Source organism: Levilactobacillus tongjiangensis, from assembly GCF_003946345.1.
Lineage (GTDB): Bacteria > Bacillota > Bacilli > Lactobacillales > Lactobacillaceae > Levilactobacillus > Levilactobacillus tongjiangensis.
Genome location: NZ_RHNY01000043.1, coordinates 1 through 1,057 on the forward strand (window position 1 = coordinate 1; position 1,057 = coordinate 1,057).

At 39.6% G+C, this 1,057-nt stretch carries 1 protein-coding gene; it reads right to left on the reverse strand.

Features of this window, described 5'->3' with window-relative positions:
- Nucleotides 1-31 precede the first annotated feature (31 nt).
- A complete protein-coding gene (locus tag EKM75_RS12665; protein WP_047021683.1) occupies nucleotides 32-955 on the reverse strand; it encodes an IS30 family transposase in 924 nt (307 codons plus the stop codon).
- Nucleotides 956-1,057: the final 102 nt, after the last annotated feature.

The following is a 1,057-nucleotide window of genomic DNA, read 5'->3' on the forward strand; positions in this document are numbered from 1 at the left end:
TGGCAGATTGCAAGAAATAACTTGAACAAATTTAGTAACGCAGATCACGCAAAAAGATCTCAATCGGTGTTCGCCAATTTAAACATTTGAGTGGTCGGGAATTCAAATACCAGTTAATTTGAATCAATTCATCATCGGTAATCTCATCAATCGGTTGACCTTTGGGAATGAAGCGGCGTAGTACTCGGTTGCGATTTTCATTACTGCCTCGTTCATGTGGCGAATAAGCGTGCGCAAAGTACAGCGGAACACCGGTCTGTTCTTCAATCAAATTGTAGTTGGCGAATTCTTTCCCATGGTCAACAGTAAGGGTCTTGAGATTATCTCCTAACTGGTTAGCCATTTCTAAAATAGCCTTGGTCATTGAAGTACTATCTCGTCCATTAAGCCGTTTAACGATGGTAAGCCGACTCTTACGCTCGACAAACGTAGCTACTGCTTGACCTTTACGTTTTCCAGATAAAACTGTATCAGCTTCGAAGTGACCTGAAGTATTACGATCAGAAATTTCAGCTGGACGATCTTCGATGGAACGTCCATGACTAAAAGTACCACGGGTTTCTTTAGCTCGTTTGCGACGAATACCATGGTCAGGTAAATCGGTCACATTAATATCCAGTAGTCCCTGATCAATCCAGTTATAGATGGTTTTGTAGGCAATTCTAACTACATGAGCCACTTGTTCAATTGACCATTTTTGGATCTTGATTTTTTCTTCAATCAATCGCTTTAGGTTAGTCGTTAAGATGGTTTTACGACCACGATGACTAAGTTTAACTTCATGGTCAGTTTGAGCCTTAACTGCGTGATACTCACCAGCTAAGCGATGAACCTCATTAAAGATAGTGGTTTTACTAAAGCCTAAATAATCGGCAATATATTGAAGTGAGTGCTTTTCATGATGAAGTGTTTCGATGACAACGCAGTCTTCAAATGATAAAATAGTGGTGCTCATAAAGGTCCTTCTTTCTAGTGGAATGTTGTGGTGACACCATTAAAGACCTTTATGGGTTTTTCTGTCCACTAATATGTTCAACTTAAATTTTACAATCTACCA